This is a genomic window from Enterobacter sp. ku-bf2, assembly GCF_001742765.1.
Taxonomy (GTDB): domain Bacteria; phylum Pseudomonadota; class Gammaproteobacteria; order Enterobacterales; family Enterobacteriaceae; genus Enterobacter; species Enterobacter quasiroggenkampii.
In genome coordinates this window covers 24,025-43,864 of sequence record NZ_MDVW01000007.1, presented here as the reverse complement: position 1 = coordinate 43,864, position 19,840 = coordinate 24,025, and the positions used below count along the sequence as shown (strand labels likewise).

Annotated in this window: 20 protein-coding genes; 15 read left to right on the top strand and 5 right to left on the bottom strand. The window is 57.5% G+C overall.

Annotation, left to right across the window (positions count from 1 at the left end; genetic code table 11):
• Positions 1–289 precede the first annotated feature (289 nt).
• Positions 290–2,833 (top strand): class I adenylate cyclase, encoded by a 2,544-nt coding sequence (gene cyaA / locus BFG58_RS11760; RefSeq protein WP_045909229.1) that lies wholly within the window; start codon positions 290–292, stop codon positions 2,831–2,833.
• Positions 2,834–2,902: 69 nt separating this feature from the next.
• On the opposite strand, the gene cyaY is transcribed toward cyaA, so the two are convergent.
• Positions 2,903–3,223, bottom strand: a complete 321-nt coding sequence (cyaY, locus tag BFG58_RS11755; RefSeq protein WP_045909228.1) for an iron donor protein CyaY — start codon at positions 3,221–3,223, stop codon at positions 2,903–2,905.
• A gap of 135 nt (positions 3,224–3,358) precedes the next feature.
• Here cyaY and BFG58_RS11750 point away from each other — a divergent pair, with 135 nt between their 5' ends.
• From BFG58_RS11750 to corA, 8 genes are all read left to right on the top strand, one after another.
• Positions 3,359–3,562 carry a lipoprotein gene (locus BFG58_RS11750; RefSeq protein ID WP_032646076.1) on the top strand — a complete coding sequence of 68 codons (204 nt, stop codon included), beginning with the start codon at positions 3,359–3,361 and terminating at the stop codon, positions 3,560–3,562.
• 35 nt (positions 3,563–3,597) lie between these two features.
• Positions 3,598–4,422, top strand: a complete 825-nt coding sequence (dapF, locus tag BFG58_RS11745) for a diaminopimelate epimerase (protein ID WP_008501545.1) — start codon at positions 3,598–3,600, stop codon at positions 4,420–4,422.
• Positions 4,419–5,126 (top strand): DUF484 domain-containing protein, encoded by a 708-nt coding sequence (locus tag BFG58_RS11740; protein ID WP_032646075.1) that lies wholly within the window; start codon positions 4,419–4,421, stop codon positions 5,124–5,126. The genes dapF and BFG58_RS11740 overlap by 4 nt, the downstream gene beginning before the upstream one ends.
• Positions 5,123–6,025 carry a tyrosine recombinase XerC gene (gene xerC, locus BFG58_RS11735; protein ID WP_069719858.1) on the top strand — a complete coding sequence of 301 codons (903 nt, stop codon included), beginning with the start codon at positions 5,123–5,125 and terminating at the stop codon, positions 6,023–6,025. The genes BFG58_RS11740 and xerC overlap by 4 nt, the downstream gene beginning before the upstream one ends.
• A complete protein-coding gene (gene yigB, locus BFG58_RS11730; RefSeq protein WP_045909227.1) occupies positions 6,025–6,741 on the top strand; it encodes a 5-amino-6-(5-phospho-D-ribitylamino)uracil phosphatase YigB in 717 nt (238 codons plus the stop codon). The genes xerC and yigB overlap by 1 nt, the downstream gene beginning before the upstream one ends.
• A 107-nt stretch (positions 6,742–6,848) precedes the next feature.
• Positions 6,849–9,011, top strand: a complete 2,163-nt coding sequence (gene uvrD, locus BFG58_RS11725) for a DNA helicase II (RefSeq protein WP_023333805.1) — start codon at positions 6,849–6,851, stop codon at positions 9,009–9,011.
• Positions 9,012–9,160: 149 nt separating this feature from the next.
• Entirely contained in the window at positions 9,161–9,217 is a 57-nt protein-coding gene (ysgD, locus tag BFG58_RS24175) for a YsgD/CorL family protein (protein ID WP_212743980.1), read from the top strand.
• A 150-nt stretch (positions 9,218–9,367) separates the two neighbouring features.
• Positions 9,368–10,318 (top strand): magnesium/cobalt transporter CorA, encoded by a 951-nt coding sequence (corA, locus tag BFG58_RS11720; protein WP_008501540.1) that lies wholly within the window; start codon positions 9,368–9,370, stop codon positions 10,316–10,318.
• A gap of 84 nt (positions 10,319–10,402) precedes the next feature.
• Here corA and rarD read toward each other — a convergent pair whose 3' ends face one another.
• On the bottom strand, positions 10,403–11,299 hold the full coding sequence (rarD, locus tag BFG58_RS11715; protein WP_045909225.1) for an EamA family transporter RarD: 897 nt from the start codon (positions 11,297–11,299) through the stop codon (positions 10,403–10,405).
• A gap of 51 nt (positions 11,300–11,350) precedes the next feature.
• Positions 11,351–11,818, bottom strand: coding sequence for an acyl-CoA thioesterase YigI (gene yigI, locus BFG58_RS11710; RefSeq protein WP_008501538.1), 468 nt, complete (start codon positions 11,816–11,818; stop codon positions 11,351–11,353).
• A 163-nt stretch (positions 11,819–11,981) separates the two neighbouring features.
• On the opposite strand from yigI, the gene pldA reads away from it, so the two are divergent.
• From pldA to rhtC, 3 genes are all read left to right on the top strand, one after another.
• Positions 11,982–12,851 (top strand): phospholipase A, encoded by an 870-nt coding sequence (gene pldA / locus BFG58_RS11705; RefSeq protein WP_023615553.1) that lies wholly within the window; start codon positions 11,982–11,984, stop codon positions 12,849–12,851.
• 90 nt (positions 12,852–12,941) lie between these two features.
• Positions 12,942–14,771, top strand: coding sequence for an ATP-dependent DNA helicase RecQ (gene recQ / locus BFG58_RS11700; RefSeq protein WP_032644788.1), 1,830 nt, complete (start codon positions 12,942–12,944; stop codon positions 14,769–14,771).
• Positions 14,772–14,832: 61 nt separating this feature from the next.
• A complete protein-coding gene (gene rhtC / locus BFG58_RS11695) occupies positions 14,833–15,453 on the top strand; it encodes a threonine export protein RhtC (protein WP_069719857.1) in 621 nt (206 codons plus the stop codon).
• Here the strand turns inward: rhtC and rhtB are convergent.
• Positions 15,450–16,070 (bottom strand): homoserine/homoserine lactone efflux protein, encoded by a 621-nt coding sequence (rhtB, locus tag BFG58_RS11690; protein WP_008501533.1) that lies wholly within the window; start codon positions 16,068–16,070, stop codon positions 15,450–15,452. The genes rhtC and rhtB overlap by 4 nt on opposite strands.
• A 109-nt stretch (positions 16,071–16,179) precedes the next feature.
• On the opposite strand from rhtB, the gene pldB reads away from it, so the two are divergent.
• From pldB to BFG58_RS11675, 3 genes are all read left to right on the top strand, one after another.
• Positions 16,180–17,172, top strand: a complete 993-nt coding sequence (gene pldB / locus BFG58_RS11685; RefSeq protein ID WP_045417641.1) for a lysophospholipase L2 — start codon at positions 16,180–16,182, stop codon at positions 17,170–17,172.
• 31 nt (positions 17,173–17,203) lie between these two features.
• On the top strand, positions 17,204–18,004 hold the full coding sequence (gene yigL, locus BFG58_RS11680) for a sugar/pyridoxal phosphate phosphatase YigL (RefSeq protein WP_021242854.1): 801 nt from the start codon (positions 17,204–17,206) through the stop codon (positions 18,002–18,004).
• Between the two features lie 82 nt (positions 18,005–18,086).
• On the top strand, positions 18,087–18,986 hold the full coding sequence (locus BFG58_RS11675; protein ID WP_045909224.1) for a carboxylate/amino acid/amine transporter: 900 nt from the start codon (positions 18,087–18,089) through the stop codon (positions 18,984–18,986).
• On the opposite strand, the gene metR is transcribed toward BFG58_RS11675, so the two are convergent.
• Entirely contained in the window at positions 18,874–19,827 is a 954-nt protein-coding gene (metR, locus tag BFG58_RS11670) for an HTH-type transcriptional regulator MetR (protein ID WP_024907993.1), read from the bottom strand. The two genes, BFG58_RS11675 and metR, sit on opposite strands and share 113 nt — an antisense overlap.
• Between the last annotated feature and the right edge of the window lie 13 nt (positions 19,828–19,840).

The window sequence follows — 19,840 nt, the reverse complement described above, 5'->3', positions numbered from 1 at the left end:
TTTTACGGTTGATGAAGCGCGAGAGGGACAAGGCGGCGTATTCGTCAGCCATAGCCGTATTCAGGAATTTACACGTACAGAACGGTGCTACACTTGTATGTAGCGCATCTTTCTTTACGGTCAATCGGCAAGGTGTTAAATTGATCACGTTTTAGACCATTTTTTCGTCGGTACCACTAAAAATGATAAGGGCGAAAAAGGGTAACGGTTATCTTTTTGAAATACTGCGGGTCCGCTGTTACTCGTGTTTTGAATAGCTGCGACACCCGGAAACATCAGGCGATACGTCTTGTACCTCTATATTGAGACTCTGAAACAGAGACTGGATGCCATAAATCAACTGCGTGTGGATCGCGCGCTTGCTGCTATGGGCCCTGCTTTCCAGCAGGTATACAGTCTGCTGCCGACATTATTGCACTATCACCACCCGCTGATGCCTGGCTACCTTGATGGTAACGTTCCCCAGGGCATTTGCCTTTTCACGCCTGATGAAACCCAACAGCATTATTTGAACGAGCTGGAACTCTACCGTGGCATGCCGCCGCAGGAGTCCCCAAAAGGTGAACTGCCGATTACAGGTGTTTACTCAATGGGGAGCACCTCATCGGTAGGGCAAAGCTGTTCTTCGGACCTGGACATCTGGGTCTGCCATCAGTCCTGGCTCGATAACGAAGAGCGTCAGCTGCTGCAGCGTAAATGCAGCCTGCTGGAGAGCTGGGCGGCATCGCTCGGTGTGGAAGTGAGCTTCTTCCTGATTGATGAAAACCGTTTCCGCCATAACGAAAGCGGCAGTTTGGGTGGTGAGGACTGCGGCTCGACCCAGCACATCCTGTTGCTGGATGAATTCTACCGTACTGCTGTGCGTCTGGCCGGGAAGCGTATTCTGTGGAATATGGTCCCGTGTGAAGAGGAAGAGCATTACGATGACTACGTCATGTCGCTTTATGCGCAGGGCGTACTGACGCCAAACGAATGGCTGGACCTCGGCGGTCTCAGCTCTCTGTCTGCGGAAGAGTACTTCGGCGCAAGCCTCTGGCAGCTCTATAAGAGTATCGACTCGCCGTACAAAGCGGTGCTCAAAACGCTGCTGCTTGAAGCCTATTCCTGGGAATACCCGACGCCGCGCCTGCTGGCGAAAGACATCAAGCAGCGCCTGCACGACGGGGAAATCGTCTCCTTCGGGCTCGACGCCTACTGCATGATGCTGGAACGCGTGACCGAATACCTGAAAGCCATTGATGACACCACGCGTCTTGACCTGGTGCGTCGATGTTTCTATCTCAAAGTCTGTGAGAAGTTGAGCCGCGAGCGCGCCTGCGTGGGCTGGCGTCGTGAAGTGGTCAGTCAGTTAGTCAAAGAGTGGGGATGGGACGAAGCGCGTCTGTCCATGCTCGACAACCGGGCCAACTGGAAAATCGATCAGGTGCGTGAAGCACACAACGAACTGCTCGATGCGATGATGCAAAGCTACCGTAACCTGATCCGCTTTGCGCGCCGTAACAACCTCAGCGTTTCCGCCAGTCCGCAGGACATCGGGGTGTTGACCCGTAAGCTGTACGCCGCGTTTGAAGCGCTGCCGGGTAAAGTCACGCTGGTTAACCCGCAGATTTCGCCTGACCTGTCAGAACCGAACCTGACCTTTATCTACGTGCCGCCGGGCCGTGCGAACCGCACCGGGTGGTATCTGTATAACCGTGCGCCAAGCATGGATTCCATCATCAGCCATCAGCCGCTGGAATATAACCGCTATCTGAACAAGCTGGTGGCCTGGGCCTGGTTTAACGGCCTGCTGACCTCGCGCACGCGCCTGTTTATCAAAGGCAATGAGGTGGTCGATCTCGCTAAGTTGCAGGAGATGGTCGCGGATGTGTCGCACCACTTCCCGCTGCGTTTGCCTGCGCCGACGCCAAAAGCCCTCTACAGCCCGTGCGAGATTCGCCATCTGGCGATCATCGTCAACCTGGAATATGACCCGACGGCGGCCTTCCGCAATCAGGTGGTCCATTTTGACTTCCGCAAGCTGGACGTCTTTAGCTTTGGCGAGCAGCAAAACTGCCTGGTCGGCAGCGTGGACCTGCTCTACCGCAACTCGTGGAACGAAGTGCGTACCCTGCACTTCAACGGCGAGCAGGCGATGATCGAGGCGCTGAAAACCATTCTCGGCAAGATGCACCAGGATGCCGCGCCGCCGGACAGCGTGGAAGTGTTCTGCTACAGCCAGCACCTGCGTGGATTGATTCGTACCCGCGTGCAGCAGCTGGTCTCGGAATGTATCGAACTGCGTCTCTCCAGTACCCGTCAGGAAACCGGGCGCTTTAAGGCGCTGCGCGTCTCCGGTCAGACCTGGGGCCTGTTCTTTGAACGCCTCAACGTGTCGGTACAGAAGCTGGAAAACGCCATCGAATTCTACGGCGCGATTTCGCATAACAAGCTGCATGGCCTGTCGGTGCAGGTGGAAACCAACCACGTTAAGCTTCCGCAGGTGGTGGACGGCTTTGCCAGTGAAGGGATTATTCAGTTCTTCTTTGAAGAGTCGGGTGATAACGCCGGGTTTAACATCTACATTCTGGATGAGACCAACCGCGCCGAGGTGTATCACCACTGTGAAGGCAGTAAAGAGGAGCTGGTGCGCGACGTCAGCCGCTTCTACTCCTCTTCGCATGACCGCTTTACCTACGGCTCAAGCTTTATCAACTTTAACCTGCCGCAGTTCTACCAGATTGTGAACGTCGACGGTCGTACGCAGGTGATTCCGTTCCGCACCCAGGCCGTCACGCCTGCCGCGCCTGCCAATCAGGACACCGCGCCGCTGTTGCAGCAGTATTTCTCCTGAGCCTTTTCGCCGGGTGGCGCTTACGCTTACCCGGCCTACGGTTCGAGTCGCTGTTGCCGGGCGACAAAACTACCTGAAACTCACCGCCTCACCCGCCTGTGCAGTCGCGGCCTGTTCCAGCAGATCCCAGAACGGCACGCCGCTGCGGTCGCAAACCCATTCCCCGTCTTTCAGATCGAAATGATAGCCGCCCTGTTTAGCGGCCAGCCAGACCTGGTGAAGTGGCTCCTGGCGGTTAATAATAATTTTGCTGCCATTTTCGAAGCTCAGGGTCAGAATACCGCCGTTGATTTCACAATCGATATCGCTGTCGCCGTCCCAGTCATCAATACGCTCTTCGATGGTCATCCACAGGTTGTCGGCAAGGCGATGGAATTCACTGTCGTTCATGGTTTTGTTCCTGTTTTTCGTGATGCCGGCAGTATAACCCTAAATAATTCCCGTTGCAGGAAAGCGGCAAACTCTTGCTTTTGTGTCTTCTCCTGCGATGATAGAAACAGATTTGAACTTACGGGCAACTTTATAATGAAAAACGCTTTCCGAACGCTTGCCGTTCTCATCACGCTGTTTAGCCTGACTGGCTGCGGACTGAAGGGACCACTGTACTTTCCGCCTGCGGATAAAACCGCACCGCCGCCGACGAAACCGGTTAACAGCGGCATTGAGTCTTCCACGCCAAACACTAACGACCGTGGCGACAACGGCGGCCCGACTCAGGTTAATCTCTGACGACAACGTTCTGTACCCGCGCAATGGAGCAAATGATGCAGTTCTCTAAAATGCATGGCCTTGGCAACGATTTTATGGTCGTCGACGCGGTAACGCAGAATGTGTTTTTCTCCCCGGAACTGATCCGTCGTCTGGCGGATCGGCATCTGGGCGTGGGGTTCGATCAGCTGCTGGTGGTTGAGCCGCCGTACGATCCCGACCTCGATTTCCACTACCGTATTTTTAACGCAGACGGCAGCGAAGTGAACCAGTGCGGCAATGGCGCGCGCTGTTTCGCCCGCTTTGTCCGTCTGAAAGGGCTGACCAACAAACGTGATATTCGCGTCAGCACGGCCAATGGTCGCATGGTGCTTAGCGTCACCGATGATGAACTGGTGCGCGTGAACATGGGCGAACCTAACTTCGAGCCCTCCGTCGTGCCGTTTCGCGCAAACAAAGCGGAAAAGACCTATATTATGCGGGCGGCCGAGCAGACAGTATTGTGCGGCGTCGTCTCAATGGGTAACCCACACTGCGTGATTCAGGTTGATGATGTGGAAACCGCGGCGGTCGAAACGCTCGGCCCGGTGCTGGAAAGCCACGAACGTTTCCCGGAGCGCGCGAACATCGGTTTTATGCAGGTAGTGAAGCGCGAGCACATTCGTCTGCGGGTTTATGAGCGCGGCGCGGGCGAGACGCAGGCCTGCGGAAGCGGAGCCTGTGCGGCAGTGGCCGTGGGCATCTCCCAGGGGTTACTGGCAGAAGAGGTTCGCGTGGAATTACCGGGCGGTCGGCTTGATATCGCCTGGAAAGGACCGGGTCATCCACTGTATATGACTGGCCCGGCGGCACATGTCTATGACGGGTTTATCCATCTATGAAACAACCAGGGGAAGAACTGCAGGAAACAGTGACGGAACTGGACGACAGAGCTGTTGTTGATTATCTGCTGCGCAATCCTGAGTTTTTTATTCGCAATGCACGCGTCGTCGAAGAGATGCGCGTGCCGCATCCGGTTCGCGGGACCGTGTCGCTGGTGGAATGGCACATGGCGCGCGCGCGCAACCATATCAACCAGCTCGAAGAGAACATGACGCTGCTGATGGAGCAGGCCAGCACCAACGAAAGCCTGTTCTATCGTCTGCTGCATCTGCAGGCGCGTCTGGCGTCGGCGCACAGCCTTGACGAGTTCCTCAGCCGCTTCCATCGCTGGGCGCGCGAGCTGGGGCTGGCGGGCGCAACGATTCGTCTTTTCCCTGACCGCTGGCGCATCGGCGCGCCGTCGGGATTTACCCATCTGGCACTGAGCCGTCAGGCGTTTGAGCCGCTGCGCATACAGCGTCTGGGCCATGAGCACCACTATCTGGGGCCGCTTAACGGGCCTGAGCTGCTGGTGGTGTTGCCAGAGGCCAAAGCGATTGGATCGGTGGCGATGTCGCTGATGGGGCGCGATGGCGATCTGGGCGTCATCTTATTTACCAGCCGCGACGCGCATCACTATGAGCAAGGGCAAGCCACGCACCTGCTGCAGGAGATCGCCCTGATGCTGCCTGAGCTGCTGGAGCGCTGGATTGAGCGCGTATGACGGACGGACTGCTCGCCACTGACGTCTCGCGTTTTCTGCGCTATCTCGGCGTGGAGCGTCAGCTTAGCCCCATTACGCTGCTTAACTATCAGCGTCAGCTTGATGCCATCATACAGATCGCCGACGAAATTGGCCTGAAAAGCTGGCAACAATGTGATGCTGCGACGGTACGCGGGTTTGTTGTGCGTAGCCGTAAAAAAAACCTCAGCCCGGCGAGCCTGGCGCTCAGGCTCTCAGCGCTGCGCAGCTTCTTCGACTGGCTGGTCAGCCAGGGGGGCTTAAAAGCCAACCCGGCAAAAGGGATCGCCACGCCGAAGGCGCCGCGCCATCTGCCTAAAAATATTGACGTTGACGACGTAAACCGCCTGCTGGATATCGATCTGAACGATCCGCTGGCCGTGCGCGACCGCGCGATGCTGGAGGTGATGTACGGAGCCGGGCTGCGTCTGTCTGAACTCGTTAATCTTGATCTCAAGCATCTCGATCTGGAATCGGGCGAAGTGTGGGTAATGGGTAAGGGCAGCAAAGAGCGCCGCCTGCCGATTGGCCGCAATGCGGTCTCCTGGATTGAGCACTGGCTTGACCTGCGCGGGCTGTTTGGCTCCGACGAAGATGCGCTGTTCCTGACGAAACTCGGCAAGCGGATCTCGGCGCGTAACGTGCAGAAGCGCTTTGCGGAGTGGGGCATTAAGCAGGGTCTAAACAGCCACGTGCATCCGCACAAGCTGCGCCACTCCTTTGCAACACACATGCTTGAGTCGAGCGGCGATCTGCGCGGCGTGCAGGAACTGCTTGGCCATGCGAACCTGTCGACCACACAAATTTATACCCACTTAGACTTCCAACACCTTGCCTCGGTGTATGACGCGGCGCATCCACGCGCCAAACGGGGGAAATAATGCGTTTTTACCGCCCACTCGGTCAGATCTCAGCCCTGACGTTTGACCTTGATGACACTCTTTATGACAACCGCGAGGTGATCCTGCGTACCGAGCAGGAGTCTCTGGCGTTTGTGCAGAACTACCATCCCGCGCTGAAGGCGATACAGAACAAGGATTTCCAGAAGCTGCGCCAGTCCCTGCGGGAGACCGAGCCGGACATTTACCACGACGTGACCGAATGGCGTCGTCGCGCGGTTGAGCAGGCGATGCTGAATGTGGGCCTGAGCGCGCAGGATGCCGCCATTGGGGCAGAAGCGGCCATGGAAAACTTCGCCAAATGGCGCAGCCGTATCGACGTGCCGCAGGAAACCCACGACACGCTGGCGAAGCTTGCCGAAAAGTGGCCGCTGGTGGCCATCACCAACGGCAATGCCCAGCCGGAGCTGTTTGGCCTGAGCGATTACTTTGAATTCGTGCTGCGTGCGGGTCCTCACGGGCGCGCGAAGCCATTCAGTGACATGTACCATCTGGCGGCAGATAAGCTTAACCTGCCGCTGGGTGAGATCCTGCACGTGGGGGATGACCTGACCACAGACGTGGCGGGCGCTATCCGCTGCGGCATGCAGGCCTGCTGGATCAAGCCGGAAAACGCTGACCTGATGATCGCCTCCGATAGCCGTCTTCTGCCGCACGTGGAAATTTCGCGGTTGGCATCCCTCACGACGCTGATATAATCACCAGTAATATTGTATAAATTACCAGGGTTTTGCTGTTGTAGGCCCGGTAAGCGAAGCGCCACCGGGCGTTTTGCTCTGTTCCTGAATACTATGTGACGGTGCCAATGGACGTTTCTTACCTGCTCGACAGCCTTAATGACAAACAGCGTGACGCGGTTGCCGCCTCGCGCACCAACCTGCTGGTGCTGGCTGGAGCGGGCAGTGGTAAGACGCGCGTGCTGGTTCACCGTATCGCCTGGCTGCAGAGCGTGGAAAACTGCTCGCCGTACTCCATCATGGCGGTCACGTTCACTAACAAGGCGGCGGCGGAGATGCGCCACCGCATCGCGCAGCTGATGGGCACCAGCCAGGGCGGCATGTGGGTCGGTACCTTCCACGGTCTGGCGCATCGCCTGCTGCGTGCGCACCACATGGACGCCAACCTGCCGCAGGATTTCCAGATCCTCGACAGCGAAGACCAGCTCCGTCTGCTGAAGCGCCTGATCAAGGCGATGAACCTCGATGAGAAGCAGTGGCCGCCGCGTCAGGCGATGTGGTACATCAACGGCCAGAAAGACGAAGGGCTGCGTCCGCACCACATTCAGAGCTTCGGCAACCCGGTCGAGCAGACCTGGCAGAACGTCTACAAGGCCTATCAGGAAGCGTGCGATCGCGCCGGTCTGGTGGATTTTGCCGAGCTGCTGCTGCGCGCCCACGAGCTGTGGCTCAACAAGCCGCACATTCTGCAGCACTACCGTGAACGCTTTACCAATATCCTGGTGGACGAATTCCAGGATACCAACAATATCCAGTACGCATGGATCCGTCTGCTGGCCGGTGATACCGGCAAGGTGATGATCGTGGGCGATGACGACCAGTCGATCTACGGCTGGCGCGGGGCGCAGGTGGAGAACATCCAGCGCTTCCTCAACGATTTCCCCGGCGCGCAAACCATCCGTCTGGAGCAGAACTACCGCTCAACCAGCAACATTCTGAGCGCGGCCAACGCCCTGATTGAGAACAACAACGGGCGTTTGGGTAAAAAGCTGTGGACCGACGGCGTCGATGGCGAACCGATTTCGATTTACTGCGCGTTTAACGAACTCGACGAAGCGCGCTTCGTGGTCAACCGCATCAAAACCTGGCAGGACAACGGCGGCGCGCTGGAGCAGTGCGCCATTCTCTATCGCAGCAACGCCCAGTCGCGCGTGCTGGAAGAGGCGCTGCTGCAGGTGAGCATGCCGTACCGCATTTACGGCGGCATGCGCTTCTTCGAACGTCAGGAAATCAAAGATGCGCTCTCGTATCTGCGTCTGATTGCCAACCGTAACGACGACGCGGCGTTTGAACGCGTGGTGAACACCCCAACCCGCGGGATTGGCGACCGTACGCTGGACGTGGTGCGTCAGGCCTCGCGCGACCGCCAGCTGACGCTGTGGCAGGCGTGCCGCGAGCTGCTGCAGGAAAAGGCCCTTGCCGGACGCGCGGCCAGCGCCCTGCAGCGCTTCCTTGAGCTGATTGACGCCCTGGCGCAGGAAACCGCCGACATGCCGCTGCACGTGCAGACCGACCGGGTGATTAAAGACTCGGGCCTGCGCACCATGTACGAGCAGGAAAAAGGCGAGAAGGGCCAGACCCGTATTGAGAACTTAGAGGAACTGGTCACGGCAACGCGCCAGTTCAGCTACAACGAAGAAGACGAAGACCTGATGCCGCTGCAGGCGTTCCTCTCTCACGCCGCGCTGGAAGCGGGGGAAGGGCAGGCGGATACCTGGCAGGATGCGGTTCAGCTCATGACCCTGCACTCTGCCAAAGGCCTCGAATTCCCGCAGGTGTTTATCGTCGGCATGGAAGAGGGGATGTTCCCGAGCCAGATGTCGCTGGATGAAGGCGGGCGTCTGGAAGAGGAGCGTCGTCTGGCCTACGTGGGTGTGACGCGTGCGATGCAAAAGCTAACGCTAACCTACGCCGAAACCCGCCGTCTGTACGGTAAAGAGGTCTATCACCGTCCGTCGCGCTTTATCGGTGAACTGCCGGAAGAGTGCGTGGAGGAGGTACGTCTGCGGGCGAGCATCAGTCGTCCGGTCAGCCATCAGCGCATGGGCTCGCCGATTGCGGAAACCGACACCGGCTACAAGCTGGGCCAGCGCGTGCGCCATTCGAAGTTTGGCGAAGGTACCATTGTGAATCTGGAAGGCAGCGGCGAGCACAGCCGCCTGCAGGTGGCGTTCCAGGGGCAGGGGATCAAATGGCTGGTGGCAGCCTACGCGAAGCTGGAAACAGTCTAACATTCAGAAAAATATCATTATTTTGCAATAATCTGCTAGCCTTATACAGTGAAGGTCAATTAATGCCCTTCAGCGTTCCGTTGCGTGTTGACGCCACAGTTATAGCTGGCGTAACATGCGCGCACGATTACGCTAAGAGGACATTCGCCTTGGACACACCCAGTAGATACTGGCTCAATTCCCTGTCATCCAGGAACAACTCCTAAGGCTATCTCCTCTTGCTGATGGCCTTAGTGGTTGTCAGCGACTGCTCTATTCCCGTCGCGCTGAGTCAGGCTGTTTAATGGTCTGAAACCCAATTTGTTTCTGTGTGCCCACCGAACTGTCCGATATTTTTTGCATTGGGAGTCCCGGTCATGTTGAGCGCATTTCAACTCGAAAATAACCGACTGACTCGGCTTGAAGCCGAAGAGTCACAGCCCCTCATTGATGCCGTATGGGTGGATCTGGTCGAGCCGGACGACGATGAGCGCCTTCGCGTACAATCTGAGCTAGGGCAAAGCCTGGCAACGCGCCCGGAACTGGAAGACATCGAAGCATCCGCGCGTTTTTTTGAAGACGAAGACGGTCTGCACATTCACTCCTTCTTCTTCTTTGAAGATGCCGAAGACCACGCGGGTAACTCCACCGTGGCGTTTACCATTCGCGACGGTCGTCTGTTTACCCTGCGCGAACGTGAGCTGCCGGCATTCCGTCTCTACCGCATGCGCGCCCGCAGCCAGGCGATGGTAGACGGCAACGCGTACGAACTGCTGCTCGATCTGTTCGAGACCAAAATTGAACAGCTGGCGGATGAAATTGAAAACATCTACAGCGATCTGGAAAAGCTGAGCCGGGTGATCATGGAAGGCCATCAGGGCGACGAATATGACGAAGCGTTGTCCACGCTGGCAGAGCTGGAAGATATCGGCTGGAAGGTGCGTTTGTGTCTGATGGATACCCAGCGCGCGCTGAACTTCCTGGTGCGCAAGGCGCGTCTGCCGGGCGGTCAGCTGGAGCAGGCGCGTGAGATCTTACGAGATATCGAGTCCCTGCTGCCGCACAACGAATCTCTGTTCCAGAAGGTCAACTTCCTGATGCAGGCGGCGATGGGCTTTATCAACATCGAGCAGAACCGCATCATCAAGATCTTCTCGGTGGTGTCCGTGGTGTTCCTGCCGCCGACGCTGGTGGCCTCCAGCTACGGGATGAACTTCGAGTTTATGCCGGAGCTGAAGTGGAGCTTTGGTTACCCGGGGGCGATTATCTTTATGATCCTCGCGGGCCTGGCGCCGTATCTGTACTTTAAGCGTCGTAACTGGCTTTGAGAATCCGCCCGGTGGCGCTACGCTTACCGGGCCTACAGATCCTGTAGGCCGGATAAGGCGCAGCCGCCATCCGGCAAAAAGGCACTACAGCCCTTTACGCACTCTGCGTTGGGTATAAATCGCATCCGCAACGAAAATCGCCAGCGCCACCCAGATAAAGGCGAACGTCACCATCTTATCTGCCCCCGGCACTTCGCCGTAGAACACCACTGCCAGCAGGAACATCAGCGTCGGGCCAATGTACTGGAAGAAGCCCAGCGTGGAGAGACGCAGGCGCGTCGCTGCACCGGTGAAGCACAGCAGTGGAATGGTAGTTACCACGCCCGCCGCCATCAGCATCAGGTTCAGCGACCACGGGTTGCTGCCCATGTGGCTGGTTGGGCTGTCGGCGATGCCGAAGAGGTAAATCGCCGCCACCGGCAGCAGCCAGAGGGTTTCAAACAGCATCCCCGTCTGCGCTTCCACCGCAATCTTCTTGCGTACCAGGCCGTAGAAGGCAAAGCTGAACGCCAGGCCGAGGGCGATAATCGGCAGCGAGCCGAATGTCCACAGCTGCACCAGCACGCCGCAGAAGGCCAGAATCACCGCTAACCACTGCATACGACGGAAGCGTTCGCCGAGGAAAATCATCCCCAGCACAATATTCACCAGCGGGTTAATAAAGTACCCCAGGCTCGCCTCGAGCATGTGATGGTTATTCACTGCCCAGATAAACAGCAGCCAGTTACCACCAATCAGCACGGCAGAGAGTGCCAGCAGGAAGATCTTCTTCGGGGTCTGCAGCAGCGTTTTGACGCCCGACCACTGACGGCTGAGGCTCATCAGCGCAATCATAAAGAAGAACGACCAGATGACGCGGTGAGTGAGGATCTCGTCAGCCGGAACGTAGGCGATAAGCTTGAAGTACGCCGGGGCGATACCCCAAATAAAATAAGCGGCAAGGGCGAGTAAAACGCCCTGCCGCGTCTGTTTAGCATCCATCGGGAAAATCCGTTACAAAAAAGTGAATCAATTTTACCCGATTTTGCCGCCTCAACCCACCATATAAGTGGCGGTTGCGCTGGCAATATAAACCTGTTCTTCGTTGTGTAACTCAACGCGCGCCACGGCAACTTTATTCCCCGCGCGCAGCAGGCTGCTGGTACAGGTAAAGCGATTTCCGCGCCCCGGACGAAGATAGTCGACGCGCAAATCAATGGTGCCCATGCGCGCCAGACGCTGGCGAAGTTCGTCTTCATTAATGGTGTCATGGCGCGTCAGCGTACTGCCCACGCAGACCAGTCCTGCCGCCACGTCCAGCGCGGAGGCAATCACCCCGCCGTGCAAAATACTTTGCGCCCAGTTCCCTACCATCATCGGCTGGTTGTTGAAGCTCAGTTGGGCAAAGTCCTTCTCGTAACGCTCCAGCTCCAGTCCCAGCGCGCGGTTAAACGGCATATGGTAAACAAAAATCTCGCCCACGAGTTTTAACACTTCTTCGGCGGTAAGCATGGCTGACATGAGGCATCACATCCTTATTGTTAACGAAATGTTGATTTTATGCCTCAGCAACGAGGAATGCCACTTTCAGAAACGAGGATGCAGCAGTTGTCGCAGAAGTCTGTAGAATGTTCGCCACATAACTATTCAATCAATTTTACTCTTTTGCAGGAGAACACCACCGATGCGGACGTATCTGGCCTGGTTACTGGCGGCGGTTTCGCTGCCCCTCACAGCCTATGCGCAGGAAGCGACAATCAAAGAGGTGCACGATAAGCCTGCCGTTCACGGTAGCATTATCGCGAACCTTCTTCAGGAGCATGACAATCCGTTCACGCTCTATCCGTATGACACCAACTACGTGATTTATACCCAGACCAGCGATCTCAACAAAGAGGCGATAAGCTCCTATAACTGGTCTGATAATGCGCGTAAAGATGAGGTGAAGTTCCAGCTCAGCCTCGCCTTCCCGTTCTGGCGCGGCATTCTGGGGCCGAACTCGGTGTTTGGTGCCTCTTATACGCAGAAGTCCTGGTGGCAGCTCTCTAACAGCGGGGAATCCTCGCCGTTCCGCGAAACCAACTATGAGCCGCAGCTGTTCCTCGGCTTCGCAACGGATTATGAATTTGCCGGCTGGACGCTGCGCGACGTCGAAGTGGGCTTTAACCATGATTCTAACGGCCGTTCCGATCCGACATCCCGTAGCTGGAACCGCGCCTATACGCGCCTGATGGCGCAGAACGGTAACTGGATGGTGGAAGTGAAGCCGTGGTATGTGGTCGGCAGCACGGATGACAACCCGGACATCACCAAATATATGGGCTACTACCAGCTTAAAGTCGGCTACCAGCTAGGTGATGCCGTGCTGAGTGCGAAAGGCCAGTACAACTGGAACACCGGCTACGGCGGTGCGGAAGTGGGCTTAAGCTATCCGGTAAGCAAGCATGTTCGCCTTTATACGCAAGTCTACAGCGGCTACGGCGAGTCGCTTATCGATTACAACTTCAACCAGACCCGCGTCGGGGTGGGCGTGATGCTGAACGATATTCTCTAGGTTGCTCGAATGTTTTTGCGTTAAACGTTGAAGTTTCTCTCTCAGGCGCTGAAAATAGCGCCTGTTTCATTTCAGGCATATGGGGTTAATGTGGCGCAGGCGGAAGTATTGAATCAGGAGTCGCTGGCTAAACAGGTTTTGCATGAAACCTTTGGCTACCAGCAGTTCCGCCCTGGCCAGGAAACCATTATTGAAACGGTGCTGGAAGGCCGTGACTGCCTGGTGGTGATGCCGACCGGCGGCGGTAAATCCCTCTGTTATCAGGTGCCCGCGCTGGTGCTTAACGGCCTGACGGTCGTGGTATCCCCGCTCATTTCGCTAATGAAAGACCAGGTTGACCAGCTGCTCGCCAACGGCGTGGCGGCGGCCTGCCTTAACTCGACCCAAACCCGGGAGCAGCAGCAAGAGGTGATGGCCGGGTGCCGCACCGGGCAGATCCGCCTGCTGTATATCGCGCCGGAACGCCTGATGCTGGATAACTTCCTCGACCATCTCGCGCACTGGAATCCGGTCCTGTTGGCGGTGGATGAAGCGCACTGTATTTCCCAGTGGGGACACGATTTCCGCCCGGAATACGCCGCCCTCGGCCAGCTGCGTCAGCGCTTCCCCGAGCTGCCGTTTATGGCGCTTACCGCCACGGCAGATGATACCACCCGTCTGGACATCGTTCGTCTGCTGGGGCTGAACGACCCCTATATTCAGGTCAGCAGCTTCGACCGCCCCAACATCCGCTACATGCTGATGGAAAAATTCAAGCCGCTGGATCAGCTCCTGCGCTACGTCCAGGAGCAGCGCGGCAAGTCCGGCATCATCTACTGCAACAGTCGGGCGAAGGTGGAAGACACCGCCGCGCGGCTGCAAAACCGCGGCTTTAGCGCCGCCGCGTATCATGCCGGGTTAGAGAACCACATCCGCGCTGACGTGCAGGAGAAATTCCAGCGCGATGATCTGCAGATCGTGGTTGCGACGGTGGCGTTCGGGATGGGCATCAACAAGCCGAACGTGCGCTTTGTGGTGCACTTCGACATTCCTCGCAATATCGAATCCTACTATCAGGAAACTGGCCGCGCCGGGCGTGACGGCCTGCCTGCGGAAGCGATGCTGTTTTACGATCCGGCCGATATGGCGTGGCTGCGCCGCTGTCTGGAGGAAAAACCGCAGGGGCAGTTGCAGGATATCGAACGCCACAAGCTCAACGCGATGGGCGCGTTTGCCGAAGCGCAAACCTGCCGTCGTCTGGTGCTGCTCAACTACTTTGGCGAAGGGCGACAGGAGCCGTGCGGTAACTGCGATATCTGCCTGGATCCGCCGAAACAGTACGATGGTCTGATGGACGCACGTAAGGCACTCTCGACCATTTACCGCGTGAACCAGCGCTTCGGGATGGGCTACGTGGTGGAGGTGCTTCGCGGTGCCAACAACCAGCGTATCCGCGACATGGGCCACGACAAGCTGCCTGTCTACGGTATTGGCAAGGACCAGAGCCACGAGCACTGGGTCAGCATTATTCGTCAGCTGATCCACCTCGGCTTTGCCACACAGAACATTGCTCAGCACTCCGCGCTACAGCTGACTGAAGCGGCGCGTCCGGTCCTGCGCGGTGACGTTGAACTGAAGCTCGCCGTGCCGCGCGTGGTCGCCCTCAAGCCGCGGGTGATGCAAAAATCGTACGGCGGCAACTACGACCGCAAGCTGTTCGCCAAACTGCGCAAGCTGCGTAAAGCCATCGCCGATGAAGAGAATATCCCGCCTTACGTGGTGTTCAACGACGCGACCCTGATTGAGATGGCCGAGCAGATGCCGCTCAGCGCCAGCGAAATGCTCAGCGTCAACGGCGTCGGCACGCGCAAGCTGGAGCGCTTCGGTAAAGAGTTTATGGCGCTCATCCGTTCTCACGCCGACGGTGATGATGAGGAGTAGTCAGCCGGGCGAAAAAGTGCCAGGATGATGACTCACTGAATTATTTCCCCGCGAGTTAATTATGTTGATGCTATTTCTCACCGTGGCGTTAGTGCACATTGTTGCGCTGATGAGCCCGGGACCTGACTTTTTCTTCGTGTCACAAACGGCCGTCAGCCGCTCCCGCAAAGAGGCGATGATGGGCGTGCTCGGTATCACCATGGGCGTTATGGTCTGGGCGGCCGTTGCGCTGCTTGGTCTGAACCTGATCCTGGCGAAGATGGCCTGGCTGCATAACATCATTATGGTCGGCGGCGGGCTGTACCTGTGCTGGATGGGCTACCAGATGCTGCGCGGGGCGCTGAAGAAAGAAGAGAAAAAACCGAAAGAGCCAAAGGTAGAGCTGGCAACGGGCGGCCGCAGCTTTGTAAAAGGGCTGCTGACCAACCTGGCGAACCCGAAAGCGATTATTTATTTCGGCTCCGTGTTCTCGCTGTTTGTGGGTGATAGCGTCGGTGCGGGCGCACGCTGGGGCATCTTCCTGCTGATCGTTGTGGAAACCTTTGCCTGGTTTACCATCGTGGCCAGCCTGTTTGCCTTACCGGCGATGCGCCGTGGCTACCAGCGTATCGCGAAGTGGATTGACGGCTTCGCCGGCGCGCTGTTCGCCGGCTTCGGCATTCATCTTATTATTTCTCGCTAAGCATGACGCGCTGACGCAAGCAGCGCGCCAACCAGCATGAACAGCGAACCAAAGACTTTATTCAGGGCCTTCATCTGCTTAGGCCCTTTAATCCACGCCGCAATCCGCTGCGCCAGCGTCGCGTAACCAATCATTACGATGATATCGACAATAATGGTGGTCGCGCCCAGCACCACGTACTGCATCACCTGGGGCTGATGCGGCACGATAAACTGCGGGAACAGCGCGGCGAGGAACACAATGCTCTTCGGGTTGGTCAGGTTGACGAACACCGCGCGCTTAAACAGATGACCGCGGTTTTGCGTCTGCGCGAGCGTGTTGAGGTTGATGGAGCCTGCCGCGCGCCACTGCTGGATGCCGAGCCAAATCAGATACGCCGCCCCGGCCCATTTCAGCACTTCAAAGGCCAGCACGGAGCGGGAGAACAGGGTCCCCAGACCAATCCCGACCAGCACGATATGAATGCCCAGCCCGGTCTGCAAACCGGCAATGGATGCCGCCGCACCGCGATAGCCGTGGTTGATGGAGGTGGTCATGGTGTTAATGGCGCCCGAGCCCGGTGAAAGGCTAAGGATGATGGATGTCAGCAGGTAAGCGAACCACCACTCGAAGGTCATTTGAAACTCCCGAAACGTCTGTTTTTATGCCACAATACGCTATTGTTGAGTCATTTTGTGACCGGTTACGAAAAAACGATATTCCTTGGCTTAGGTGAGTAGAAACCCGATGTTTCAGCAGAAAAAGGACTGGGAAACACGAGAAAACGCATTTGCTGCTTTCTCCATGGGGCCGCTGACCGATTTCTGGCGCCAGCGTGAGGAAGATGCGTTTACGGGCGTCGGGGGCATCCCGGTGCGCTTCGTTCGTTTCCGTAATGAAAAAAATGATCGGGTCATCGTGGTCTGCCCGGGGCGTATTGAAAGCTACGTTAAATACGCCGAACTGGCCTACGACCTGGTCCATATGGGGTTCGATGTGCTGATCATCGACCATCGAGGACAGGGGCTGTCCGGGCGCATGCTTCCGGACACGCACCGTGGGCACGTCGATCGCTTCAGCGATTACGTCGACGATTTTGCCGCGTTCTGGCAGCAGGAAGTTCAGCCCGGTCCCTGGCGTAAGCGATACATCCTTGCGCACTCCATGGGGGGCGCGATATCGACGCTGTTTTTGCAGCGTTATGAACACCAGTGCGATGCCATTGCGCTGACCGCGCCGATGTACGGTATCGTCATACGTTTCCCGGACTGGATGGTGCGCCATCTTCTCGACTGGGCTGAGGGCCATCAGCGCATTCGTGAAGGCTATGCCATCGGAACCGGACGCTGGCGCGCGCTGCCGTTCGCCATCAACGTCTTAACCCACAGTCGGCAGCGTTATCGCCGTAACCTGCGCTTTTATGCCGATGAACCACGCTTACGCGTCGGCGGCCCGACCTGGCACTGGGTGCGGGAAGGTATTCTGGCCGGTGAGCAGGTGCTGGCAGGCGTGGGCGATGATGACACGCCGACGCTTCTGATCCAGGCGGAAGAAGAGCGTGTGGTGGATAACCGCATGCATGACCGCTATTGTGAACTGCGCGCGGCCGCCGGTCACCCTTGTGAAGGGGGTAAACCGCTGGTCATCAACGGCGCGTACCATGAGATCCTTTTTGAAAAGGACGCTATGCGCTCAGTCGCGCTCAACGCCATTGTTGAATTTTTCAACAGGCATAATTGATTATCGTTTTCCACCAGAGGTTGAAATCCCTATGTACCAGGTTGTTGCATCTGATTTAGATGGCACGCTGCTTTCCCCTGACCACACCCTGTCGCCTTACGCGAAAGAGACCCTAAAGCTGCTGACGGCACGGGGCGTGAACTTTGTGTTTGCCACCGGCCGCCACCACGTCGACGTGGGGCAGATCCGCGATAATCTTGAGATCAAATCGTACATGATCACCTCCAACGGTGCGCGCGTACATGATACCGACGGCAACCTGATCTTCACCCACAACCTGGATCGCGATATTGCCGCCGATCTGTTCGGCGTGGTGCACAACAACCCGGCTATCGTCACGAACGTTTACCGTGACGACGACTGGTTCATGAACCGCCACCGTCCGGATGAAATGCGTTTCTTCAAAGAAGCGGTATTTAACTACTCCCTGTACGAGCCGGGCCTTCTTGAGCCAGAGGGGATCAGTAAGGTGTTCTTCACCTGCGACAGCCACGAAGAACTGCTCCCGCTGGAACAGGCGATCAACGCCCGCTGGGGCGATCGCGTTAACGTCAGCTTCTCAACGCTCACCTGTCTGGAAGTGATGGCGGGAGGTGTCTCCAAAGGCCACGCCCTGGAAGCGGTCGCGAAACGTCTGGGCTTCGAGCTGAAAGACTGTATCGCCTTTGGTGACGGCATGAACGATGCCGAAATGCTGTCGATGGCGGGCAAGGGCTGCATCATGCAGAACGCGCATCAGCGTCTGAAAGATCTGCACCCGGAGCTGGAGGTGATTGGTTCTAACGCTGACAACGCGGTACCGAAATACCTGCGCAAGCTGTTCCTTGAATAATCTTCATTTGATTGTTTATTGCTCAGATGTCAACTAAAGAGTTCGCTACAATGCCTGTCCTTCTTTCTGAGAGACAAGCATTGTGGCGCTACTCATTATCACCACTATCCTGTGGGCCTTCTCCTTTAGCCTGATTGGCGAATACCTTGCCGGTTCAGTCGACAGCTACTTCTCGGTGCTGATGCGCGTAGGGCTGGCGGCGCTGGTGTTCCTGCCGTTTCTGCGCACGCGCGGACAGTCGCTGAAAACGATTGTGCTGTACATGCTGGTGGGGGCGATGCAGCTCGGCATCATGTACCTGTTCAGCTTCCGGGCTTACGTCTATCTGTCCGTCTCGGAATTCCTGCTCTTTACCGTGCTGACGCCGCTCTACATCACGCTGATTTACGATCTGCTGAGTAAACGCCGTCTGCGCTGGGGATACCTGCTGAGCGCGGCGCTGGCGGTGATCGGCGCGGCGATTATTCGCTACGACAAAGTGAGCGATCACTTCTGGACCGGGCTGATGTTCGTCCAGCTCGCCAATATCAGTTTCGCCATTGGCATGGTGGGCTACAAACGCCTGATGGAAACCCGTCCGATGCCGCAGCATAACGCGTTCGCCTGGTTCTACATGGGGGCCGCGATGGTCGCGGTGGCGGCGTGGTTTATGCTCGGTAACCCACAAAAGCTGCCGACTACCCCCGTGCAGTGGGGCGTGCTGATCTGGCTGGGCGTCGTAGCTTCCGGGTTGGGGTACTTCATGTGGAATTACGGCGCGACGCAGGTCGACGCCGGTACGCTGGGGATCATGAACAACGTGCATGTCCCGGCTGGGTTGTTGGTCAACCTTGCCATCTGGCAGCAACAGCCGCACTGGCCGAGCTTCCTTATTGGGGGAGCGGTGATCCTGGCTTCGCTGTGGGTCCATCGCCGCTGGGTCGCTCCGCGCTCCGCACAAACGGAAGATGGTCGCACGCGTGGTTCCGCGCTGAGCGAATAAACGCCTCCGTAATCGGCTGACGCTGCTCGCCATCGCGCACGGCGGCGTACAGTCGGCTCCACAGTCCTTCACCCAGGGTTTTGGTCACCACCAGACCCTGGCGTTCAAAGCTCTCTACCACCCAGTGCGGCAGCGCCGCGATACCCATTCTGGCCGCCACCATCTGAATCAACAGCAGGGTGTTATCCACGCTTTTTAGCTGCGGACTGATGCCCGCGGGCTGCAGGAAGTGTCGCCAGATATCCAGACGACTGCGCTGAACCGGGTAAATCAGCAGCGTTTCCGTCGCCAGGTCTTCCGGCGTGATGCGCGTTTTGGCCGCCAGCGGATGATCCGGCGCCAGTACCAGGCGTACTTCATAATCAAACATCGGCGAATAGTGCAGGCCGCTGCGCGGCAGAATATCGGACGTCATCACCAGATCCAGCTCGCCCTGCTGCAGCGAGGGCTGCGGGTCGAACGTCACGCCGGATTTAAAGTCCATCTCCACCTGCGGCCACTTCTGGCGGAAGTTCTCAAGCGCGGGGGTCAGCCACTGAATACAGCTATGGCACTCAATGGCGATACGCAGCGTGGTCTGCTGCGGTTCGTTGCACGCCTGGAGCGCGCTGGCGATCTGCGGCAGGACCTGATTCGCCAGCTGCAACAGGATCTCGCCCTGGGGCGTAAAGCGCAGCGGCTGGCTCTTGCGCACAAAAAGACGGAAGCCGAGGCGTTGTTCCAGATCGCTGAACTGGTGAGAAAGGGCGGACTGGGTCTGGTGCAGCGTGGCCGCCGCCGCCGCGAGCGAGCCGCAGTTCCGCAACGCTTGTAGCGTTTTCAGGTGTTTTATCTCGATCATGAAAGTCCTTCAC

What these genes read in the sequence shown, in the direction of transcription:
- cyaY (WP_045909228.1), bottom strand. Translation starts at nt 3,223, where the DNA reads ATGAACGACAGTGAATTCCATCGCCTTGCCGACAACCTGTGGATGACC.
- BFG58_RS11750 (WP_032646076.1), top strand. Translation starts at nt 3,359, where the DNA reads ATGAAAAACGCTTTCCGAACGCTTGCCGTTCTCATCACGCTGTTTAGC.
- dapF (WP_008501545.1), top strand. Translation starts at nt 3,598, where the DNA reads ATGCAGTTCTCTAAAATGCATGGCCTTGGCAACGATTTTATGGTCGTC.
- BFG58_RS11740 (WP_032646075.1), top strand. Translation starts at nt 4,419, where the DNA reads ATGAAACAACCAGGGGAAGAACTGCAGGAAACAGTGACGGAACTGGAC.
- xerC (WP_069719858.1), top strand. Translation starts at nt 5,123, where the DNA reads ATGACGGACGGACTGCTCGCCACTGACGTCTCGCGTTTTCTGCGCTAT.
- yigB (WP_045909227.1), top strand. Translation starts at nt 6,025, where the DNA reads ATGCGTTTTTACCGCCCACTCGGTCAGATCTCAGCCCTGACGTTTGAC.
- uvrD (WP_023333805.1), top strand. Translation starts at nt 6,849, where the DNA reads ATGGACGTTTCTTACCTGCTCGACAGCCTTAATGACAAACAGCGTGAC.
- corA (WP_008501540.1), top strand. Translation starts at nt 9,368, where the DNA reads ATGTTGAGCGCATTTCAACTCGAAAATAACCGACTGACTCGGCTTGAA.
- rarD (WP_045909225.1), bottom strand. Translation starts at nt 11,299, where the DNA reads ATGGATGCTAAACAGACGCGGCAGGGCGTTTTACTCGCCCTTGCCGCT.
- yigI (WP_008501538.1), bottom strand. Translation starts at nt 11,818, where the DNA reads ATGTCAGCCATGCTTACCGCCGAAGAAGTGTTAAAACTCGTGGGCGAG.
- pldA (WP_023615553.1), top strand. Translation starts at nt 11,982, where the DNA reads ATGCGGACGTATCTGGCCTGGTTACTGGCGGCGGTTTCGCTGCCCCTC.
- rhtC (WP_069719857.1), top strand. Translation starts at nt 14,833, where the DNA reads ATGTTGATGCTATTTCTCACCGTGGCGTTAGTGCACATTGTTGCGCTG.
- rhtB (WP_008501533.1), bottom strand. Translation starts at nt 16,070, where the DNA reads ATGACCTTCGAGTGGTGGTTCGCTTACCTGCTGACATCCATCATCCTT.
- pldB (WP_045417641.1), top strand. Translation starts at nt 16,180, where the DNA reads ATGTTTCAGCAGAAAAAGGACTGGGAAACACGAGAAAACGCATTTGCT.
- yigL (WP_021242854.1), top strand. Translation starts at nt 17,204, where the DNA reads ATGTACCAGGTTGTTGCATCTGATTTAGATGGCACGCTGCTTTCCCCT.
- metR (WP_024907993.1), bottom strand. Translation starts at nt 19,827, where the DNA reads ATGATCGAGATAAAACACCTGAAAACGCTACAAGCGTTGCGGAACTGC.